The sequence below is a fragment of the Intestinimonas sp. RTP31139st1_F5_RTP31139_211217 genome, from assembly GCF_040226735.1.
Lineage (GTDB): Bacteria > Bacillota > Clostridia > Oscillospirales > Oscillospiraceae > Intestinimonas > Intestinimonas butyriciproducens.
Genome location: NZ_JBCOAQ010000073.1, coordinates 1 through 363, shown reverse-complemented (window position 1 = coordinate 363; position 363 = coordinate 1). Strand labels below are relative to the sequence as shown.

At 68.3% G+C, this 363-nt stretch carries 1 protein-coding gene; it reads right to left on the bottom strand.

The features are described from left to right. On the bottom strand, positions 1-363 hold a 363-nt coding region (locus tag ABUA09_RS17885; protein WP_349949608.1), incomplete at both ends, for a GTPase.

Genomic DNA, 363 nt, shown 5'->3' with positions numbered 1-363 from the left:
TCCACCGGGTCGTCGGTCTCCCGGAGGCCTGCCGTATCGATGAGCCGCAGCAGTACGCCGCCCAGCATGCACCGCTCCTCCACCGTGTCCCGGGTGGTGCCCGGGATATCGGTGACGATGGCGCGTTGATAGCCCACCAGGGCGTTCAGGAGAGAGGACTTGCCTGCGTTGGGAAGGCCCACGATGGCGCAGGGCACCCACCGGACCAGAAACCGCCCCCGCTGGGAGGTTTCCAGCAGGCGCCGCAGCTCCCCGGCGGCGGCTGAGAGCACGCCGCCGATCTGCTCTGCCTCCAGAGGGCCGATGTCCTCGTCGGGATAGTCCAATACGGCGTGGAAATGTGCCAGCAGGTCCACCAGACCG